At 43.9% G+C, this 17,023-nt stretch carries 16 protein-coding genes; 7 read left to right on the forward strand and 9 right to left on the reverse strand.

What is annotated here, in order from left to right; all coding sequences use genetic code 11:
• Positions 1-59 precede the first annotated feature (59 nt).
• Complete coding sequence (recN, locus tag MAE_RS12345; protein ID WP_002798940.1) at positions 60-1,787, forward strand: DNA repair protein RecN; 1,728 nt, start codon at positions 60-62, stop codon at positions 1,785-1,787.
• A gap of 3 nt (positions 1,788-1,790) precedes the next feature.
• Here the strand turns inward: recN and MAE_RS12350 are convergent, their stop codons facing one another.
• Complete coding sequence (locus tag MAE_RS12350; protein WP_002798941.1) at positions 1,791-2,432, reverse strand: Uma2 family endonuclease; 642 nt, start codon at positions 2,430-2,432, stop codon at positions 1,791-1,793.
• 24 nt (positions 2,433-2,456) lie between these two features.
• Entirely contained in the window at positions 2,457-3,098 is a 642-nt protein-coding gene (locus MAE_RS12355) for a Uma2 family endonuclease (protein ID WP_012265867.1), read from the reverse strand.
• A gap of 121 nt (positions 3,099-3,219) precedes the next feature.
• On the opposite strand from MAE_RS12355, the gene MAE_RS12360 reads away from it, so the two are divergent.
• Positions 3,220-4,377 carry an NAD(P)/FAD-dependent oxidoreductase gene (locus tag MAE_RS12360; protein ID WP_012265868.1) on the forward strand — a complete coding sequence of 386 codons (1,158 nt, stop codon included), beginning with the start codon at positions 3,220-3,222 and terminating at the stop codon, positions 4,375-4,377.
• A 257-nt stretch (positions 4,378-4,634) separates the two neighbouring features.
• Here the strand turns inward: MAE_RS12360 and MAE_RS12365 are convergent, their stop codons facing one another.
• Positions 4,635-4,910, reverse strand: coding sequence for a hypothetical protein (locus tag MAE_RS12365; protein WP_002768833.1), 276 nt, complete (start codon positions 4,908-4,910; stop codon positions 4,635-4,637).
• Positions 4,911-5,456: 546 nt separating this feature from the next.
• On the opposite strand from MAE_RS12365, the gene cysS reads away from it, so the two are divergent.
• Positions 5,457-6,899, forward strand: coding sequence for a cysteine--tRNA ligase (gene cysS, locus MAE_RS12370; protein WP_012265869.1), 1,443 nt, complete (start codon positions 5,457-5,459; stop codon positions 6,897-6,899).
• Here cysS and MAE_RS12375 read toward each other — a convergent pair.
• Entirely contained in the window at positions 6,882-8,411 is a 1,530-nt protein-coding gene (locus MAE_RS12375; RefSeq protein WP_002798948.1) for a glycine betaine ABC transporter substrate-binding protein, read from the reverse strand. The two genes, cysS and MAE_RS12375, sit on opposite strands and share 18 nt — an antisense overlap.
• Before the next feature lie 118 nt (positions 8,412-8,529).
• On the opposite strand from MAE_RS12375, the gene MAE_RS12380 reads away from it, so the two are divergent.
• Positions 8,530-9,534, forward strand: a complete 1,005-nt coding sequence (locus tag MAE_RS12380; protein ID WP_002798949.1) for a CHAD domain-containing protein — start codon at positions 8,530-8,532, stop codon at positions 9,532-9,534.
• 11 nt (positions 9,535-9,545) lie between these two features.
• Positions 9,546-10,979 (forward strand): bifunctional orotidine-5'-phosphate decarboxylase/orotate phosphoribosyltransferase, encoded by a 1,434-nt coding sequence (locus MAE_RS12385; protein WP_012265870.1) that lies wholly within the window; start codon positions 9,546-9,548, stop codon positions 10,977-10,979.
• A 353-nt stretch (positions 10,980-11,332) separates the two neighbouring features.
• On the opposite strand, the gene MAE_RS12390 is transcribed toward MAE_RS12385, so the two are convergent.
• The 5 genes from MAE_RS12390 to carA form a co-directional block, all read right to left on the reverse strand.
• Positions 11,333-11,617: a DUF1816 domain-containing protein gene (locus tag MAE_RS12390; RefSeq protein ID WP_002798951.1), complete on the reverse strand. Its 285-nt coding sequence runs from the start codon at positions 11,615-11,617 to the stop codon at positions 11,333-11,335.
• 124 nt (positions 11,618-11,741) lie between these two features.
• Positions 11,742-12,608 carry a 23S rRNA (guanosine(2251)-2'-O)-methyltransferase RlmB gene (rlmB, locus tag MAE_RS12395; RefSeq protein WP_012265871.1) on the reverse strand — a complete coding sequence of 289 codons (867 nt, stop codon included), beginning with the start codon at positions 12,606-12,608 and terminating at the stop codon, positions 11,742-11,744.
• A gap of 43 nt (positions 12,609-12,651) precedes the next feature.
• Positions 12,652-13,068, reverse strand: a complete 417-nt coding sequence (locus MAE_RS12400; RefSeq protein ID WP_002798953.1) for a Mini-ribonuclease 3 — start codon at positions 13,066-13,068, stop codon at positions 12,652-12,654.
• A gap of 3 nt (positions 13,069-13,071) precedes the next feature.
• Entirely contained in the window at positions 13,072-13,422 is a 351-nt protein-coding gene (locus MAE_RS12405; RefSeq protein ID WP_002768853.1) for an STAS domain-containing protein, read from the reverse strand.
• A gap of 74 nt (positions 13,423-13,496) precedes the next feature.
• Positions 13,497-14,645, reverse strand: coding sequence for a glutamine-hydrolyzing carbamoyl-phosphate synthase small subunit (gene carA / locus MAE_RS12410; RefSeq protein WP_012265873.1), 1,149 nt, complete (start codon positions 14,643-14,645; stop codon positions 13,497-13,499).
• A gap of 197 nt (positions 14,646-14,842) precedes the next feature.
• Between carA and MAE_RS12415 the strand changes: the two genes are divergently transcribed.
• Together MAE_RS12415 and MAE_RS12420 are read left to right on the forward strand one after the other, a co-directional pair.
• A complete protein-coding gene (locus MAE_RS12415; protein WP_012265874.1) occupies positions 14,843-15,730 on the forward strand; it encodes a helix-turn-helix domain-containing protein in 888 nt (295 codons plus the stop codon).
• A 506-nt stretch (positions 15,731-16,236) separates the two neighbouring features.
• Positions 16,237-17,016, forward strand: coding sequence for a pentapeptide repeat-containing protein (locus MAE_RS12420; protein ID WP_012265876.1), 780 nt, complete (start codon positions 16,237-16,239; stop codon positions 17,014-17,016).
• Positions 17,017-17,023: the final 7 nt, after the last annotated feature.

The following is a 17,023-nucleotide window of genomic DNA, read 5'->3' on the forward strand; positions in this document are numbered from 1 at the left end:
TGATAATTTTTAACGCCTACCTACTTAGCAACTGATTACCGATTACTGATTACTGATATATGTTATCCTGCCTACAAATTGAAAATTTTACCCTCATCGATCGCTTAGAATTAACTTTCGGGAACGGATTAAATGTACTGACCGGTGAGACGGGGGCAGGAAAATCAATTATATTAGATGCGATCGATATTGTTCTCGGGGGTAAAGTCAATCATCGCGTCATCCGTCAGGGAAGCCAACAATCAACCCTAGAAGCGACTTTTTCTCTAACTCCAGAATTAATTGCTTGGCTAGAAAGTCAGGAAATTGACCTATTAGAGGATAATAGTCTGACCATTAGCAGGGAATTAGTGATTACTAATAATTCCTTGCGTTCTCGTTCTCGGATTAACGGAGTCGTCGCTAATCGCCAACAAATGGCGCAAATAAGAGATTTTTTGGTAGAAATCACCGCCCAAGGTCAAACAGTTCAGTTAATGGACGCTAATCGACAGAGGGAATTATTAGATCTCTACGGGGGTGAATCGCTGCTGCGGCAGCGGGAAAAGGTAGCCACAGCCTACCTTAACTGGCAAGAAAGCAAGAATATTTTAAATAATAGGTTGCAATCGGAACAAAATCGCCTACAGAGATTAGATTTATTAGAATATCAACTAAAAGAACTAGAATCAGCTAATTTAACTGACGCTGACGAGTTGGAACAGTTGGAACAGGAAAGAAACCGACTCTCCCACGCTGTCGATTTGCAAAATTCCAGCTATCAAGTCTATCAACTACTCTACCAAAACGATCGCGATCAACCGGCCGTCGCCGATTTGTTAGGAAAAGCTGAAAATATCTTGACAAATATGATGGTTTATGATACAAGTTTAGAGCCAATTTTAGAGATGGTGCGATCGGCATTAAATCAGGTGGTGGAAGCGGGACAGGAAATCAACGTTTATGGGGATAGTCTAGAGGCAGATCCCGAGAGATTGAACGAGATAGAAGAGAGAATTGTCCAACTTAAGCGCATTTGTCGCAAGTATGGCCCAAGTTTAGCCGAAGCGCTCGATTATTATCAGAAATTACAGCAGGAATTAGCGGAGTTGACGGGAGAAGGACAATCCATTGAAGAATTAGAAAAAATTTGTCAGCAACAGGAAAACATCTATCGAGAAACTAGCACCCAGTTGACCTTTTTGCGACAAGAAACCGCTAGTCAACTAGAAAAACAATTGGTACAGGAATTAAAACCTTTAGCCATGGAAAAGGTGATTTTTGTCTGTCGGATTGCCCCGGGTAATCCTAGCAGTCTGGGAGTCGATCAAGTGGTATTTTATTTTAGTCCCAATCCAGGGGAAAAAATCCAACCTTTATCCAGTACCGCTTCCGGAGGAGAAATGAGTCGTTTTCTCCTAGCGTTAAAGTCCTGTTTTTCCCAATCCCAATCGGCAGCGGCAACCCTAATTTTTGATGAAATCGATGCGGGAGTATCGGGAAAAGTTGCCCAGGCAATTGCCGATAAATTAGATCAATTAGGTCAACAATATCAAGTTTTGTGCGTTACCCATCAACCTTTAGTGGCTGCTTTAGCTGATCACCATTTTCGAGTTTATAAACAAATGATTGCCGAAGATAATCCCACTAATCTCTCGGAAATTCGCACGGTTGTCCGGGTTACTTCTCTTGATAATCGTCAGACGAGAAGGGAAGAATTGGCACAATTAACGGGAGGAAATTCGGCAGCAGATGCCATCGCTTTTGCCGAGTCTTTATTGGAGAAAGCGGCTGCCAAAAAACAGTAAGATTTAACCTTGAAATTGACTGATTAACCAACGTCCCACCTGACTTTGATCTCTGGTGCGTGCCTGTTGTAAAGCTGACTCTAAAACCGCAAGTTTTAAATTAGGTAAAACCTTTGATATATCAATTCTTTTGCTACCTCGATCGATTATTTCAAAAGCGAATATTTGAGGATCATCTACCTTAACACTCCAATATTCACTAACTCCTAATTCTTCATAGAGTAAGCGTTTATTGCCTAAGTCATCATTGAGGGTAGATTTTGAGATTTCAATGACTAAATCTGGTGGGGGATACTGATTTAAATCAATCATCGAAGTACCGTAGGGAATCAGATTAGCTTTCTCTGCAAAATAATAAGATATATCCGGTTGGACTTCTCGATAACCAGACCTGCGAAAACTGCAATTATCTTTGGCATTAAAGGCCAGATTTTTTAGGGTAGCATAGAGACTAACAGCGAAGATCAAAATAGCATGATCGCTGGCATGATCGTTACCAATAGGAGTCATTTCTAATCGATAATAGCCATTGTAATAATAACTTTTTCCTTTATTTTCTGGTAAGTTTTTAATTGCTTCTAAGTATTCTTCCCAACTAGCTTTAATCCATAAATCTGTCGAGATAGTAGTTTCTAGCTGTTGCATAATCTTAGCCTCGATTTTATTGGGTTAACCTTGAAATTGAGTGATTAACCAACGTCCCACCTGACTTTGATCCTTGCTGCGTGCCTGTTGTAAAGCTGACTCTAAAACCGCAAGTTTTAAATTAGGTAAAACCTTTGATATATCAATTCTTTTGCTACCTCGATCGATTATTTCAAAAGCGAATATTTGAGGATCATCTACCTTAACACTCCAGTATTCACTAACCCCTAATTCTTCGTAGAGTAAGCGTTTATTACCTAAGTCATCATTGAGGGTAGATTTTGAGATTTCAATGACTAAATCTGGTGGAGGATACTGATTTAAATCAATAATCGAAGTCCCATTTGGTATCAGATTCGCTTTCTCTCCTAGATAGTAAGATATATCTGGCTGCACTTCTCTAATTCCTCTTTTGCGATAGGAACAAGTAGGGAGTCCTTGAAAAGGAATTTCTTTGAGGATAGCGTAGAGACTCACCCCCAAAAAGACAACATGATGATCTCTAGCGTGTTCAAATCCAATAGGAGTCATTTCTAATCGATAATAGCCATTGTAATAATAACTTTTTCCTTGATTCTCTGGGAAGTTTTTAATTGCTTCTAAGTATTCTTCCCAACTACCTTTAATCCATGAGTCAGTTATCCCCCTAGTTTCTAGCTGTTGCATAGTTATCCTATCCCGCTTTGAACTTTTTCTCTAATTATAGCAATTATTGCTTAAATCAGAACCAGGGAACTGAGCAAGTATAATGATAGAATAGATTAATTGAGAAAAAATTAGCCCAATTATGACCACAACTTATGATTACATAATTATCGGTGGTGGTATCACCGGTTCTGCCTTAAGTTATGAACTAGCTAACCTAGGCAGTCGAGTCCTCTTATTAGAAAAAGAAACCCATCCCCTCAACGCCACTTTCTACAGTTACGGGGGTTTAGCCTATTGGTCGGCCACCACAGAAATCCAGAGAAAATTATATCAAGAAGGTCGAGAAATTCAGCGCAATTTATCGCAGGAATTGGGCATAGATAACGAATACCGGGACATAGAGCTAATTCTCACCGTGAACCCTGAAGATGACCCAGCCACTGTGGCCGAAAAATTTGCTATCTTTGCTATTACTCCCGAAATTCTCGATCCGCAAGCAGCGATCGCTTTAGAACCCCTATTAAATCCCGCAGCTATCTCCGGAGTTTTACGACTGCCCCACGGTCACATTGACGCCGAAAAAACTAATCTTGCCTATCAACAAGCTTTTCTGCGTCTAGGAGGCAAGATTATTCGGGAAGCTGTCATCGAATTAATTGAAACTGCATCGAGAATTACCGGCGTAAAAACTCCTAAAAATAATTATTCTGCTGGGGAAACAATCGTCTGTGCCGGGGGATTAACCCGGTCTTTACTGCAAAAATCCGGTATTGCTGCTCCCGTCTATTTTACCCATGCCCAGGTGATCAAAATTCCCCCCACTGAGATCAAATTAAACACCCTAGTTATGCCCGCAATTGCTGCTAGATTGCTATTAGAGCAAAAAATCACCCAACTAGAAAAGCAGGGCATTTGGCAGAGAGAAACCCCAGAAATAATTGCCAGTGTTTTAGAAACGGGAGCGGTACAATTCCGGGATCAAAGTCTTTATCTAGGGCAAATTAGCGCCATTATCACCGATCCAGATGCGATTTTAAACCCTCTGGCCGGGGAAAAAGCAATCCGCACCGCCGTGGGGACATTGCTGCCCTCTTTAGCCTCTCTCCCCGGCAGCTGTCATCATTGTCTAGTGGCCTTTGCTCCCTCGGGACGGCCTCTAGTGGGAGCGATCGCCGATAAACTGGGATTGCAGGTATTTTCTGGTTTTACCAGTACACTTGTATCGGCTCCGCCCCTGGCCCGACGTTTTGCGCGTCATCTGCTCGGGGAAAATGACGAGATAATTAGGGTTTGCTGAAAAAGTTTTTCGTGGGGACAGGGTGTGGGGTGTGGGGTGTGGGGTGTAGGTTTTTACCCATTTTCATCTGGTAAATTACCTAATTTTCAGGGAAAAAGTCCAGGGATTTTCCCCCCGATCCCTCCCAGATCTGGGACTTTTTGATTGACCAAAAGTCTAAAAGTCTTACCCAACAAGGTTTTTAGATTTATTTAGCAAACCCTAATTGCTAATTGACAAAAGTTAAGAGAGAAATTAACTGATGGTTGCAATTAATCCTAATCGACTTTTTCCAACTGCCAAAGAATTTGGTTTCCCTCGCGTCTGACCCGGGAGATTACCCAATTTCGCCACGGCCAATGGTCGCCGCGACTGGTAACGGCCCCTGGATTAATATCCATTAAATCGGCCACTTCGGCGCTGGTAATCAAATAACCGCGATTGGCCACTTCATCGGCAATGCGTAGGGTTTCGATGAGATTTCTTAGCTGGTCAACTCTTTCTCCCCGGGGTAATTGGATTTCATCGCCAGCGCTATTAGGTGGTTCATTCATAGTTAGGGTCTGGTCAAAGTTTATTAACAATTAAAAATTGTCGGTTGAGGCAAACAATCAAGCTTTCCTCTCGTTATTCTATCGATTCTATCAATAATAGTTGTCATCAAAACAGTCCTATCTTCTCGAATCTTACCGTCATATCTTTACTAAAACCCTAAAAACCTCTTGACAAAAAACACAAAATATAGTAAGGAAATTCAGGGTAAGCTCATCTTAGACAATCCTTGACAAAATGAACTTTATCTGAGTTGCCTACCCACGATTCAGGCATATTTGAGGAGAATTCGCCATCTCAATTGTTGAGCAACAATCGACCAAATAGGTCGAGTTCCTAACTATTCTGATTGACTGGTATCACTTGAAATGCCCATGCGTATCACAAAATTGGCCAATTGTCAATAGGGTTTGAGATGCGCTCACCCTGGGGAAAGTGATCAGTTATCACTGATAACTGATTACTGATAACTGATTACTGATAACTGATCACTGATAACTGCTATAAAATTGGACTAGCCTTTTTCCCCAGAAAAAAATTCCCCCTCCATGACCTTAATCCTCTACAACACCCTCAGTCGTCGCGAAGAACCCTTTACCCCCCTCATCCCCGGCATTGTCTCCATGTATTGCTGCGGCATTACCGTCTATGATTATTGCCATTTGGGTCATGCGCGTACCTGTGTGGTTTGGGATGTGGTGCGGCGTTATTTAGAGTATCTCGGTTACAAAGTGCGCTATATTCAGAATTTTACCGATATTGACGATAAAATTCTCAATCGGGCTAAAAATGAACATACCACCATGGCAGCCGTGGCCGAGAGATTTATCGAGGCCTACTTTGAAGATATGGCAAAATTAGGAGTAAGACCGGCGGACGCTTATCCCCGGGCCACTCATACCCTCGACGGTATCAAGCGCCTAGTCTATGAATTAGAACAAAAAGGCTATGCTTACCCCAGCGATGGCGATGTTTACTATTCCGTCCGTCGTTTTTCTGATTATGGCAAACTATCAGGGCGAAAACTGGATGATCTGCAAGCCGGCGCCAGCGGCCGGGTAGAAACCGACGACCCGGAAGCAATTAAGAAACAAGACCCCTTTGATTTTGCCCTCTGGAAGGGGGCAAAATCGGGGGAACCTAGTTGGGATTCTCCCTGGGGTCAAGGTCGTCCGGGGTGGCATATTGAATGTTCGGCCATGGTCAAAGAACAATTGGGAGAAACTATCGATATTCATGTGGGGGGAAGTGATCTGATTTTTCCCCACCACGAAAACGAAATTGCCCAAAGTGAAGCGGCTACGGGTAAACCTCTGGCCCACTATTGGTTACATAATGGCATGGTTAAGGTGGCTGGGGAAAAAATGTCGAAATCCCTCGGTAATTTCATCACTATTCGCGAGTTATTGGCAAAATATGACCCCTTAGCCGTGAGATTATTAATTTTAGGCGCCCAATACCGCAAACCGATCGATTTTTCCGATGAGGGATTGCAGGCGGCCACTAATGGCTGGCATACTTTACAAGAGGGTTTATCCTTTGGTTATAAGCATCTTCCGCCAGATAATCCCGCAATTACTGACCAAGAGCTAGAAAATCGCTTTCAAGAGGCGGTAAATCACGATTTTAACTTTGCCGGTGGTTTAGCGGTGTTATTTGAAATCGCTAAGGAATTACGCAAGGAAGGTAATAATTTAACCCATGCGGGTAAGACAGACAGCAATCTAGCCCAATTAGCGGTAAAATGGCATACTTTGGTGAAATTGTCTAGGGTTTTGGGCTTAGAAATGGCCGCTGACCAGGGAGAAACCCCTGTTTCTGAGGGAATTAGTGCAGCGGATATCGAAAATCTCATCCAACAACGGACAGAGGCAAAAAAAGCGAAAAATTACGCCGAAAGCGATCGCATTCGCGCAGAATTAAAAGCCCAAGGCATTACTTTAATCGACCAACCCGGGGGAGTAACTAAATGGTTAAGAGAGGGAGACTAGAAATTCTTTGACCACTTCCTCCACTTTGCGATCGCGTCCATCCACCTGATAGTTTAATTTCTGCATAGCTGTGGAGGTAATTTTGCCAGTGAGTTTCGCTAAAACCTGTCGCAATTGCGGATATTTTCGCAAACTATCCCGGTTAAAAATCGGTACCGCTTCGTAGGGAGGAAAATAGCGTTGATCATCTTCTAGGATGACTAAATCTAGCACGGGAATTAAGCCATCGGTGGAATTTCCCGCCACTAAATCCACTTGTTTTTCGGCTAAAGCGCGGTACATTAACCCTAAATCCATCACTTTCGGGGGTCCGGCAAAATTTAGCCCGTAGGTCTTCGCTAATCCCTTATAACCGTCTTCCCTTTCCAAGAATTCATAACCAAAACCCGCTTGCCAATTGGGTGTATATTTAGCCACTTGCGAGAGAGTTTTAAGATTGTATTGACTGGCGGTTTCTCCCCGGATAACAATGGCGAAAGTATTCTCGAATCCTAAACTGGGAAAGACTTCTAGATTAAATTTTTCTGGATAAATCTCTTGCAGCTTTTCAAAGACTAATCGGGCATCGTTAAGGGGTTTTTCTTGCAAAATTCCCGTGAAAGCCGTGCCAGAATACTCCACATAACCGTCGATTTTACCCGCTTTCACCGCTTCATGACAGATCAGAGTACCACCGAGATTAAATTGACGTTCAACCCGTAAATTCGTCTCTTTTTCGATCTCCTGTGCCAAAATTTCCCCTAAAATCACCTGTTCGGTAAAATTTTTGGAACCGATCACCACTGTGCCGGGGGATGAATGGAAAATTTGAGTCAAGAGGAAAGATAGCAGGGCTAACCCGATTAAACCTAAGCCCCATTGCCATTTAGAGGGCTTTTTCGGACGTTGCGAAGGGGAAAAGGTCTTTTCTAGCCGACCGAGACTCCAATCGGCAACAAGGGCTAAAAAAGCGGCAGGAATTGCCCCCGCCAAAATTAACTGATTGTTGACCGTGGCAATACCGCGAAAAATAAACACTCCCAAACCACCGCCACCGATGGCAGCTGCGATCGTAGCCACACCGATAGCAATCACCGTCGCAATTCTCACTCCTGCCAAAATTGTCGCCCTGGCCAGGGGTAATTCGATATAGCGCAGGATTTGACCGTCGGTCATGCCTAGGGATAACCCGGCTAATTTTAATTCGGGATCAACTTTTTTGATGCCCAGATAGGTATTTAAAACAATTGGCAATAAGGTATAGAGAGTTAGGGCAACAATAGCGGGAATTTTGCCGATTCCTCCCAAAAAAGGCACGGAAATTAAAAAACCAAATAGGGCTAAACTGGGGATGGTCTGTAGGGTGTTAACGATCGCTATAATTGGTGGGGCGAGAATAGCTTGACGACTAATTAAAATACCTAGAGGAATCCCGATTAAGCTACCCATAGCCATGGCTATTCCCGTCAAGAAAAGATGCTCTCCAGTGCGAAAAGCGATTTCCCCCGCATAATCTAGCCAAAAACTATCCATAAACTTCTCTTAAAGCTGCTGCTTCATCCTATTGTGTAGAATAAATGGGATCTATTATTTCCAGTCTTGATTTAAAGATTCTATCACCATCTTGACATTATTTCCTCGCTAAAGACCAATGACTAACAAATTTAATCCTCGGGCTAAAACTGTTGCCGATTGGGCCTATATCGGTATTGATAAACATTTTCATAAAGTTCTTAAACACGAAGCTGGGGTTTTACTCGATCAGGATACGGAAGAATTACATCAAATTCGTGTGGGAATGCGCCGTCTTCGCAGTACCTTAACTGGTTTTGCCCCCGCTTTAACCATGCCGAAATCTGCCGATCAAAAACGGGTGGGTAATCTGGGCAGAATTTTAGGAGAATTGCGGGATTTAGATGTGTTAAAATCGGCTTTTGTCGGTCATTATCAGCCAATTTTACCCCCGAAAGAACAGGATTTACTGAAGAAAGTTTTACAAGTTCTCGAACACCGAAGGGAGAAGGCTTTTGCTAAGGTAGAAAAACTCTTAAAGTCCGATAAATTTCTCAATTTTAAGGCAGATTTTGCCAGTTGGTTGGATAATCCCACCTATCAACCGATGGGAAAATTAGATATTGCCACAGTTTTACCAGACTTATTATTACCGCAAGCGAGTCGCTTTTTACTCCATGAAGGCTGGTTAGTTGGGGTAAATTTAGAGGACTATAAAAGATTACGAGAGTTTTCTAGTCAAGAAATTGATGACTTATTGGAAAAAGAAGGATTATTACTGCACGATCTCCGTAAAGAAGCCAAGCGTTCCCGCTATAATATGGAGTTATTCACTCAGTTTTATGGCGACAAATATCAAGAGTACCTAGAAGATATTAAAAACCTTCAAGGTATTCTCGGAGAAATGCAGGATTGTTGTGTTCTCTCGGATTTTCTTAGCCAAATTTTCCCCAATTGTCTTGCCAAGGAAATGCCCACCTTACTAGAAATTTTCCAAAATATCCGTCACCAAAAATGGCAAGAATGGCAACCGCTACAAAAGAAATTCCTTGACGCTGACACCAGAAAAAGTCTGCACCAGACAATTTTACAGCCTATTTTTCGGCCAAATAGTGTAAAATTAGAAACTAATCCAGAATCCTGAGATTAGAACCGATGAATTTTTTTCAAAAGTTAAACCACGCCATTAGTCAAAACCAGACTCTACTTGTCCTCGGTTTAGATGCTAACCCCGAAATGATGCCCTCCACCCCGGGAGAATTAATTGTTAATTTAGAACAGTGGCTCAAGTTTATTATCGATGAAACCGCCCCTTTTGTCTGTGCCTACAAACCAACTTTAGGCTTTTATCAAGCTTTGGGATCAGCGGGATTAGAATTATTACAGCGAATTTTAACGGCAATTCCCCCTCATATCCCAGTAATTTTGGATGCTAAACACGGCGATATTAATACTAGCAGTGTTTTAGCCGAGACTATCTTTAAAACTTGGCAGGTGGACGCGGTTACTCTCAATCCCTACTCCGGACAGGATCACGTTGCTCCTTTTTTAGTTTACCCCGAGCATGGCGCTTTTATCCTCTGTCATACTTCCAATCAAGGCGCAATTAATCTGCAAGAATTTCCCAGTTGCGACAATCCTTTTTATCTGCAAGTCGTCAAAGAAGCTTGCACCTGGGGAACTCCCGAACAAGTATTTTTAGAAGTGGGAACCACTCAACCGGAGATTTTGAAAAAAATTCGCAATTTTGCCCCCGAAAGATTGATTTTATTACGCAGTATTTGGGAAGACAAAAGTAAATTCTCCGAGTTAATTACTGTGGGTTTAAATAGTCATGGCGAGGGTTTATTAATTCCTGTACCCCAAGACTTTTTATCTCAACCCGATTTGGGGGCAAAAGTCAAGGATTTACGCGAGGAAGTCAACAAAATTCAACAAAATCACCAGCAAGAATCGAGCGGAGATGATACTTGGACCGCTAACGTTTGTCTTTTAAAACAACATCCTCATCAGGATTTAATTCTACAATTATTTGATATTGGTTGCTTGATGTTTGGCGATTATGTACAAGCATCGGGAGAAACTTTTTCCTATTATATCGATCTGAGAAAAATTATCTCTAATCCTAATATTTTTCAGCAGGTAATTGAAGCCTATGGAGAAATATTAAAAACCTTGACATTTGACCGCATTGCTGGCATACCCTACGGTTCTTTACCCACAGCTACGGGTTTATCTTTATTATTAAATCATCCGATGATTTTCCCCCGCAAAGAAGTAAAAGCCCACGGCACAAGAAGAGTAATTGAAGGTAATTTTCAAGTGGGGGAAACGGTGGTAGTGGTGGACGATATTTTAATTTCTGGCAAAAGTGCGATCGAGGGGGCAGCAAAGATTAAATCGGCGGGATTATTAGTTAATGATATTGTGGTTTTTATCGACCATGGTGGCCCCGTTAAAGATAAACTTCGTAGCCATGGTTATCAAGCTTATTCGGTTTTAACCCTAGCAGAAATTACCGATACTCTCTACGAAGCGGGAAGACTGACAGAAGCAGAATATAGCTGTTTTTTAAATCGCTCCCATTGATATTTAGGGTTTGCGGCAAAAAGTAGGGGCGAAGCATTCGGATAGAATATCTAGGGTTTCACCGATAGGTTATTGCCCGAATGCTTCGCCCCTACAGGACGCGGGCCGATGAAGAGGCCAGGTTTTGAACCACGATTCTCTCAAAATCTTGCACCTGTGGGAGCGAAACAGAACCCTAAAACCCTTACCTCGTCTATATTTCACATTTATTAAGCAAGCTCTACTTAGTTTCTAGCCTTCTTTTTCGGTAGGAGAATCGCCGAATCCTTTCTTGGAGCCTTTTGCCTTTTGCCTGTTGCCTGTTGCCTTCAGAAGCTGATTACTGATCACTGATTACTGATCCCTGAAAATTGTTAAGAAGCTTGACTGCGTAATACCTTTAGGGTATTCAGGAGCTTGCTTTCTTCTTTTTCCTCAAAAATAGTTAAATCTTCGGGTTTACAACGTTTTATATGCAATTTAATCCCCTGCGCTCCTTCTGTTTTCAAATCTTCTTCGTAACCAGCTTGAGCGACTTCAGCCTCGTCTTTAGCGAGAAAAGGACCGAAATAATAAGTACATCTGGGATAGTCGGTTTTAATCTCGACCCAGTAGGCTAATCCGAACATTTCCAGTAAGCTAATCAAAAATTCTTTCATCTCGTTCCCCGTCTCAATCTACTCTGGTGGTTTTGTTACGTTCGTTTACATTTCGCAAACTTCCTTCCTATTTTATTTATACTTTCTCCTTTTGGCTATTGGGAGTGTCGAAAAATACAGATTTTCAGTCGGGGGAATTTTGCCAGCGTTGACGGTAAACTTCATAAAGAGCCATAGCCGCCGCCACCGAAGCATTGAGACTGGGGGTTTTGCCTGCCAAGGGGATAGATACCAACTCATCGCAGGACTTTTGGGTCAACAGACTCAAACCCTCTCCCTCCGAACCTAGCACCAATCCTATCGCACCCGTTAAATTAATTGTGTGTAAGGATTTACCACTTTTTGCCGCCGCGCCGTAGAGCCAAAAACCCGCCGCTTTTAATTCTTCTAAAGCACGATTGAGATTAACCACCCTGGCCACAGGTAAATATTCCAAGGCCCCCGCCGCCACTTTCATCACCGTCGATGTCACCCCAGCGGCGCGACGTTGGGGAATAACTACCCCCTGACAACCCATGGCTTCGGCGGTGCGAATAATTGCCCCAAGGTTATGGGGATCCGTAATACCTTCAGCGATGACGATGACGGGGTGGCGACTTTTGCCCTTAGCTTTCTCGATCAGATCGGCTAATTCTATATACTCATAGGGAGACATCTGGGCGGCAATCCCCTGATGATTGGCCTTACTGGTAATCTGATCGAGACGCAAATCGTCCACCTCATCAATTACCGTGCCGTTGGCTTTGGCTTTTTCTAAGAGGGTATGATAACGGGGATCGTAACGGAGTCGATTGACTACCCAAATCCGATTAAGTTGGCGCTCCTCCTCCATGGCCGTTAAAACCACCCGGCGACCGTAGAGCAGATCATCAGCTTCTTGGTTTTCTGGAGTTACTGCCGGGGATTTAGCCAGAATTGGCCCGGTTTTCGGCCGCGAGGGCCGGCGAAAATTACTATTATCGGACTTGCCACGAAATGGTCGATCGCTCATGATTGGATGGATTAAGAGTAAAGTCGGGAATCGTCCCTGAGGGCTATAATTCTAGTTTTTCTAATAGTTGATGTAATCTTGAGGGGTCTTGCAGATAAAGATAGCCGAACAGGGTTTCTAAACTGCTGGCCTGCTGATAGACTTGGGCTGTCAGACGACGGCGTTTTCCCGTGACCGCATTGCGTCCCCGGCGCAGAATTTCTTTTTCTTTGTCCGTCAGATAGGGCTGCAGTTGTGCTAAATCTAAAGCCTGTTGTTCGGCCCTGACTTTGCCCACCACCTGAGCGTGATAGTCTCCCAGACGCTGGGGCGGCAGTAAATAATAGGTGCGGATGTATAATTCATAAACAGCATCCCCTAGATAGGCCAGAGAAGCGGGCGATAATCGGTCAAGACCCTCTAGGATTGGTGAACCCTGGCCACTGACCTGTAAGCGAAGTTTTTCGAGAGGAGATTCCACGATTTACGCTTTTTCCAGATATTCGATCGCCGCTTCTAGGGTGGGTTGCAGGGAAAAAAACTTCTCCAATCGCACCAGTTTTACAGTTTGAGTTACCCGGGGATTGGTAACAATTTGTAAACTGCCCCCTTCGGTTTTGGCCTTTTTCACCAATTTTACTAAAGCCCCTAAACCGGAGCTATCGATAAAATCAATCTGAGCGAGGCTAATAATCACATCCTTGGGACCTTGCTCCACATAGCCTTCGATCACCTTACAAAAAGTCGGTTCGGAAAAGGCATCTAAAAGACCCGTCAAACGGAAAATTTGGTACTTATCTCTGACCTCACGCGTGCCTCGCAAGCTGACGGTCAAGTTAATTGCTTCCGGAATAATCCCCTCCTAGCTCTAGAGCCGTAAAAATCAAAACCCTAGTATATCCTAAAAATTTACGACCGATCCTTTTTTGCTTGCCGCATTAAATCGACAAATTTGGCAAACAGATAATCGGCATCGTGGGGGCCGGGACTGGCTTCGGGGTGGTATTGTACCGAGAAAAAGGGCAGAGACTTGTGTTTTAAACCCGCTACGGTGCGATCATTGAGGTTGAGATGGGTAATCTCCACTTGCGGATTTAAAGATGCCTCCTGCACCGCAAAACCGTGATTCTGACTGGTAATTTCCACCTGTTGCCGCAGTCCACAGGGTTGATTTAACCCGCGATGACCAAATTTCAGTTTAAAGGTTTCTGCTCCTAGGGATAGCCCCAAAATTTGATGACCCATACAGATGCCAAAAGTGGGTTTTTCCCCTTGTAAAAGTTGCTTGGCTAGGGCAATACCTTCGGTGACAGCCGCCGGATCTCCCGGTCCGTTAGAAAAGAAAATACCATCGGGATTATAGGCGGCGATTTTTTCCGGGGGAGTGTCAGCGGGAACCACGATCACCCGACAACCGTAGCTGGCTAAACGCCGGAGAATATTGCGTTTGATGCCAAAATCGATCGCCACCACCGTTAACGGTTCTTGATCACTATCAATTGGTGCAAATTCCCAGGGGGAGGGGGTGGGAGTCGTCCATTCGTACACTTCCTTGGTGGTAACTTCTTTAACGAGATTTAACCCCGCCATACTGGGGGCCGCCTGCACCAGCCGCAGTAAATCGTGATAATCGAGTATTTCCGTAGAAATTGCCCCATTCATCGCCCCAACCGAGCGAATTTTGCGGGTCAGAGACCGGGTATCGATGCCATAGATGCCAATAACATGATGATCGGCCAGATAATCCGGTAGGGATTGGGTAGAACGCCAATTACTGGGCCGGTGGCAGATATTTTTGGCGATCGCTCCTTTCACCTGGGGACGAATTGACTCCTCATCCTCGGGGTTAACCCCCGTATTTCCCAATTCCGGATAGGTAAAAGTGACGATTTGACCGGCATAACTGGGATCGGTGAGGACTTCCTGATAACCAGTCATCCCCGTGTTAAAGACAACTTCGCCGACGGTGGTTCCCTTGGCCCCGAAGGAATAACCCTCGTAAACCGTACCATCGGCCAGAACTAATAAGGCTTTTTGACTAGCAGCACTTGATATCATCGTCAATTTTTTAATCTTGAGTAGTGGTGAGAAACAGAAGTCAAGGATAGACTAGAACAGGGACTAGAAAACGAATTGCTTAGTTTTAATTGGCTAGAGCGTTTTATGATTAAGAGTACATCCGCTCAAGGACAACAGTTTCCCCTGACTAGCCATCGGCAAGATCCTATCGCTTAAAAAATAACTATATAAGTAATATGAGTGCAAGAAAACTGACTGATGCCACGAAAAAAGAAATTCTTAAGCTTTATCGGGAAACGGAGGCCACCACTTCCACCTTAGCCGAGCGTTATGGCGTGAGTAGTTCTACGGTCAGTCGTTTTCTCAAAAATTCTTTTTCTAGCGAGGAATACGAGCAATTAATCCAGAAAAAACGCTTGGCCCGCAATCCTCGTGGCCTTGAGGAAGAGGGAGCCGCAGCGGATTTATCGGAAAAAGCGATCGAGGTGATTAGTTTGCGGGCAGCCCACATCGCAGCTAAGGATGAGCAGGCTTTTCAGCAACCGATCGCTTCTGTGGAACAATTAACCCTGTTAATGGATACCTCTTACCCGCCAGAAGCAGATAATTCGGAAGAAACAGAAATTAATGGCGATAAACCCCCAGAAAAATCTAATTTAACCGAGTTTTTCGTCGAAGCTATCGAGGAAGAGGAGGAGGAAGATGAGCTTGACGAGGATTGGGATGAAGATGAAGATGAAGATGAAGATGAAGATGAGGAGGAGGAGGAACTAGCGGGGAGCTATTTAGGCCCCACTATCGTTAAAACAGCCCAATTACAGATATTACCCCTATCGGCGGCGGCTTTTCCCAAAACCTGTTACTTGGTGATCGATCGCGCTGCCGAATTAATCACCCGTCCCCTCAAGGATTTTGCCGAATTGGGTAAGGTTCCCCCTCAGGAAATCCAGCAGCGCACTCTCCCCATCTTTGAAAGTCATCGCATCGCTCGCCGTTTCTCCAAGCGCAAGGAAAAAGTGATTAAAGTTCCCGACGGTCGCCTGATCGAAAAAGCTCACGCTCAACTGGAAGCTAAAGGGATCACCCGTCTGCTCATGGATGGTCGTATCTACGCTTTAGAGTAGGGAATTAGGGGATTAGCAGGGGTTGGGAGATGGAGGAAGTGGGGGTGTGGGGTGTGGGGTGTGGGGTGTGGGGTGTGGGGTGTAGGGTGTAGGGTGTGGGGTGTCGGAAGAATAAATAGAAATAATCTCCTGTCTCCTGTCTCGGAGTCTCCTGACTCCTGAATACTGACTCAAGGCTGACGGCTGACGACTAAAAAGCTGAATAATCGAGTTTGAACAATAGATAAGTTTTTTAACAAGAGTAGTTTCAGATACTAATTACCCGATGGACTGGGGTAGAATTGGAAAAACCAGTCAAACTGTTTTAGCCAAGCTACTTAACTATGATGAAAATTAACTTGCTGTTCGGGTTATCTTCCCTTAAAAAATCGATAAAAAACTTTACATAAACTCAAAGGAGACCCTCGTAAATTTCTCATCTAAAAGCGGAGTGAGTTATCGGACAAAGTTTTTAGGTGCTTTTGTTGATTACTTCTTAACCACCATCTTAAAGTAGAAGAAGGGAGATGAAAGTTAATCAGTTACTAAGACTCTACGAACAAGGAGAGCGGGATTTTTTAGCCATTGACTTGATGAGTCTAGACCTACAACAAGTGACTCTGATCGCTGTCAATTTTGCGGCGGCAAATTTGCGCGGAACTAATTTGAGTCGCTCTTTTCTGACTAAATCAAATCTGCGGGGAGCGAGTTTGAATTGGGCGAATTTAACCTATGCCAAATTAAGTCAAGCGCAATTAGTGGAAGCGGACTTAACCAAAGCTAATCTCACCGGGGCCTTTATGGTACAGGCAAACCTGCGTAACTCGCGATTAAGTGGGGCGGATCTTTCCCATGCTAATCTCCGGGGGGCGAATTTATGCGGGGCGAATTTATGCGGGGCGAATTTATACTTAGTTAATCTCTTGGAGGCAACCCTAGATAAAGTCAATCTCAATTGGGCTAATTTGCAGGAAGCGCGGTTAAGTGGCGCTAAATGTCGTCAGATTTCCGCAAGGGAAGCCAATTTTAGCGGCTCTTTTCTTAAAGAGGTGGACTTTCAAGGGGCCAATTTAGAAAGGGCTAATTTTAGCGAGGCACGTCTGACGGGTAGTGATTTACGCGGGGCTAATTTAGCGGGTGCTAATCTAGCGGGAGCGCGTTTACAAGAGGTAAATCTACAGGGAGCGGACTTGAGGGGTGCTAACTTGACGGGGACTTGTTTTGAGAGCGTCACCGGTTGGACAGAAACCGCCCAAGAAGATGATATTTTTCCCCTAGACTGGTTTCAGCCCCGTTTTGCCACTTAAAAGTCAA

The organism is Microcystis aeruginosa NIES-843 (assembly GCF_000010625.1).
Classification (GTDB): Bacteria; Cyanobacteriota; Cyanobacteriia; order Cyanobacteriales; family Microcystaceae; genus Microcystis; species Microcystis aeruginosa.